The sequence below is a fragment of the Streptomyces sp. SID14478 genome (assembly GCF_010548525.1).
Taxonomy (GTDB): domain Bacteria; phylum Actinomycetota; class Actinomycetes; order Streptomycetales; family Streptomycetaceae; genus Streptomyces.
Genome location: NZ_JAAGMG010000115.1, coordinates 1 through 3,780 on the forward strand (window position 1 = coordinate 1; position 3,780 = coordinate 3,780).

Sequence of the window (3,780 nt, forward strand, 5' to 3'; positions counted from 1 at the left end):
TCCTCGGCCCGAACGGCGCGGGCAAGACCACGACGCTCCGGATGCTCACGACGCTGCTGGCCCCGACCGGCGGCGCGGCCACCGTCGCGGGCCACGACCTGGTGACCGACCCGGCGGGGGTGCGCAGCGCGGTCGGTTACGTCGCCCAGTCCGGCGGCGTGGACCCGACCCTCTCCGTGCGCGAGGAACTGGTCACGCAGGGCCGTCTGTACCGCTTGACGAAGCCTCAGGCCGCGTCGCGAGCACGGGAGCTGGCGGCCGAACTGGGACTCGCCGGCCTCCTGGACCGCAGGACCGCCGCGCTCTCCGGCGGGCAGCGGCGCCGCCTCGACATCGCGATGGGGCTCACGCACCGCCCGCCGGTGCTGTTCCTGGACGAGCCGACCACCGGGCTCGACCCGGGCGCCCGCGCCGACCTGTGGGACCTGGTGCGCCGGCTGCGCGCCGAGTACGGCACGACCGTCTTCCTGACCACCCACTACCTCGACGAGGCCGACGCGCTCGCGGACCGGATCGTCGTGGTGGACAAGGGAGTCGTGGCCGCCGAAGGCACGCCGAGCGCGCTGAAGCTGGCGTACGGCGGCTCGATCGACGCGACGCTCCAGGACACGTTCCTGGCGATCACCGGGCGCGGACCGGCGCCCGTGGACACGACCCCGGTGGCGGTGTGAGCACGGTGAAGACCCTGGCCCAGGACACCCTCCTGATCTTCGGGCGGTACGCCCGGCAGACCCTCTCCTCCCGCTTCCAGATGCTCTTCGGCGTCCTCATGCCCCTGCTCTATCTGCTGTTCTTCGGACCCCTGCTCACCGATCTGCCGTTGAGCGCCGCGGGCAGCTCCTGGCAGGTCCTGGTGCCGGGCCTGCTGCTCCAACTCGGCCTGTTCGGCGCCGCGTTCAGCGGTTTCGGGATCATCCTGGAGAAGAACTCCGGGGTCGTCGAGCGGATGCGCGTCACCCCCGTCAGCCGCCTCGCGCTGCTGCTCGGCCGCGTGCTGCGCGACACCGCGCTGTTCGTCTTCCAGGCGGTGCTGCTGGTGCTCGCCGCGCTGGTGATGGGGTTGCGGGCGCCGCTCGCCGGGGTGCTCATCGGGTTCGCGTTCGTTGCGCTGCTGACGGTCTCGGTGGCGTCGCTGTCGTACGCACTCGCCTTCCGGGTGCGCACGCCGCAGGAGTTCGGGCCCGTCGTCAACGCGGTCACCATGCCGTCCATGCTGCTGTCCGGGCTGATGCTGCCGATGGCGCTCGCCCCGGGCTGGCTCGACGTGCTCTCCCACGTGATGCCGGTCCGCTACCTGGTCGACGCGATGCGGGACGCGTACGTGGGCGCGTACGCGACGACGCACATGCTGTACGGGGCCCTGGTCGCCCTCGCGCTCACCGGGCTCGCCGTGGCGGCGGGCACGCGTGTCTTTCGGCGGACGGGCTCGTAGCGGCCGCCCGGAGGGGCGCGCACCAGGGTGGTGGTGGGCGTGCGGCGGGCCTCACTACGCTGACCGCATGGTCAACCTGACGCGCATCTACACCCGTACCGGAGACAAGGGCACCACGGCCCTCGGCGACATGAGCCGCACCGCCAAGACCGATCTGCGGATCTCGGCGTACGCCGACGCCAACGAGGCCAACGCCGTCCTCGGCACCGCCGTCGCCCTCGGCGGCCTCGACGAGGAGGTCGTCACGGTGCTCACGCGCGTGCAGAACGACCTCTTCGACGTGGGCGCGGACCTGTCCACGCCGGTCGTCGCCGAGCCCGAATACCCGCCGCTGCGCGTCGAGCAGTTCTACATCGACAAGCTGGAGGCGGACTGCGACCGCTTCAACGCGGAGCTGGAGAAGCTGCGGTCCTTCATCCTGCCCGGCGGCACGGCCGGCGCCGCGCTGCTGCACCAGGCGTGCACGGTGGTGCGACGGGCCGAGCGCTCCACGTGGGCGGCGCTCGAAGTGCACGGCGAGACGATGAACCCGCTGACGGCGACGTACCTCAACCGCCTCTCCGACCTCCTGTTCATCCTGGCCCGTACGGCCAACAAGGAGGTCGGGGACGTGCTGTGGGTACCCGGCGGGGAGCGTTGAGCCCGTCCCTCAGCCCTTGTGCGCGGTCATCGCCGGAGCCTTCTTCGGGAACAGCGTGTAGCTCAGCGCGATGACCACGTTGAGGGCGATCAGGAACAGCATCCGCTGCTGCCACTGCTCCAGGGACCCGGTGTTCCCGTCCGTGCCGACGTACCAGATCGCGCCCTGGAGCAGACCGATCGCGATCACCGAGGCGAGGACCCAGCGGGCGGCGATCTTCCACTCGTGGACCGCGCGGAGCGCCCCGTACTTCGGCGTCGACGGGGGCGGGCCGCCGGCGAAGCGGTGGGCGACGCGGACGTCCACCCACCTGACCGTGTAGTGGCCGAGCGCGACGGAGTAGCCGATGTAGACGGCGGCAAGGCCGTGCTTCCAGTCGGGTTCGGCGCCGTTCTTCAGGTCGATGGCGGTGACCACGAACAGCAGGACCTCCAGGAGCGGCTCGCACAGCAGCACCGCGACGCTCGCCCGCGGCATCTTCGCCCAGTAGCGCAGGGCGAGACCGGCGGCCAGCAGCACCCAGAAGCCGACCTCGCAGATGATGATCAGCGTGACGATCACGGTGGTCGCCCCTTCCCGTCTCGGTCTTCCCTTCCAGGTTCGCCGCCGCGCGGCCGCCGATCGTCGTCGCCAGTGACGAAGTGGGGCTGCATCCTTCGATGTAGCGGCCGCCCGCCGGACTTCGTCCCGCGGCACCATGCCCGGCCGGCTCCGTACGTGTTGGATGGGGTCATGCACCTGCCGCTGCCCCGCCCGCACCGCGACGACGTGCGCATCGCCGCGGTCGGTCTGCTGGGCGGGTTCGCGCTGTGGGCGCTCGGACTGGAGGTCAACGGCGGCCGCCCGCACGGCGGGGCCTGGGTGCTCCCGCCCCTCGTCGTGATGTCCGCCCTCGAACTGCTGCGCCGCACCCGGCCGCTGTCCGCGCTGGCGGTCGGCGCGTTCGCCCTGGCCGCCGACCAGTTCACGCAGGGCAGCCTGGCGACGCTCATCATGTTCACGGACCTGGTGTACGCGGCCGTGCTCTACGGGAGCCCGACCACGGCCCGCCGCCTGCCGGTGGCCACCGGCCTGCTCACCGTGGTCGCCACCCTCGGCCTCCTGGCCTGGTGGCGGCGGCCCGACGTGATCATCGTCGGCGTCGTGCTCGGGCTCGTCACGTTCGGGCCCGCGGCCACCGGCGTGCTCGTGCGTGGCCACCGCGAGACGGCCGCCGCGGAGCGGCTGCGTGCCGAGCAGACCGCGCTGCTGGCCGAGATGGACCGGGCGCAGGCGGTGACGGCCGAGCGCGCCCGGATGGCCCGCGAGCTGCACGACATGGTGGCGAACCACCTCTCGGCGATCGCCATCCACTCCACGGCCGCCCTGTCCCTCGACGATCCCGCCACCACGCGCACCGCCCTGGAGACGATCCGGGAGAACAGCGTCGACGGGCTCGCCGAGATGCGCCGGCTGATCGGCATCCTGCGGGACTCCAGCGGCGACAAGGAGCCGGCCGCCGCGCCCACCCTGGACGGACTCGGCGCACTGGTCGAGCAGGCCCGCACGAACGGGCTCGACGTCGGCCTGGCCCTGCCCGCCGCCGTCGCCGACGGCCTGCCCGCGCCCGTCGGGCTCGCCGCCTACCGCATCGTCCAGGAGTCCCTGACGAACGCGCTCAAGCACGCCGCCGCGGGCCGCGTCTCGGTCGCCGTGGAGCGCTCGGCCG

At 72.6% G+C, this 3,780-nt stretch carries 5 protein-coding genes; 4 read left to right on the plus strand and 1 reads right to left on the minus strand.

Going from position 1 to position 3,780, the window contains the following annotated elements:
• The 3 genes from G3I40_RS04740 to G3I40_RS04750 all read left to right on the plus strand — a co-directional run.
• Nucleotides 1–671 (plus strand): ATP-binding cassette domain-containing protein (locus G3I40_RS04740; protein ID WP_164300891.1); only part of this gene is annotated, 671 nt, incomplete at its 5' end.
• 5 nt (nucleotides 672–676) lie between these two features.
• Nucleotides 677–1,432: an ABC transporter permease gene (locus G3I40_RS04745; protein ID WP_343244827.1), complete on the plus strand. Its 756-nt coding sequence runs from the start codon at nucleotides 677–679 to the stop codon at nucleotides 1,430–1,432.
• Between the two features lie 67 nt (nucleotides 1,433–1,499).
• Nucleotides 1,500–2,072 (plus strand): cob(I)yrinic acid a,c-diamide adenosyltransferase, encoded by a 573-nt coding sequence (locus G3I40_RS04750; protein WP_164300892.1) that lies wholly within the window; start codon nucleotides 1,500–1,502, stop codon nucleotides 2,070–2,072.
• A 9-nt stretch (nucleotides 2,073–2,081) separates the two neighbouring features.
• On the opposite strand, the gene G3I40_RS04755 is transcribed toward G3I40_RS04750, so the two are convergent.
• A complete protein-coding gene (locus G3I40_RS04755; protein ID WP_164300893.1) occupies nucleotides 2,082–2,633 on the minus strand; it encodes a hypothetical protein in 552 nt (183 codons plus the stop codon).
• 171 nt (nucleotides 2,634–2,804) lie between these two features.
• On the opposite strand from G3I40_RS04755, the gene G3I40_RS04760 reads away from it, so the two are divergent.
• The coding region (locus G3I40_RS04760; RefSeq protein ID WP_164300894.1) for a histidine kinase at nucleotides 2,805–3,780 on the plus strand (976 nt) is incomplete at its 3' end.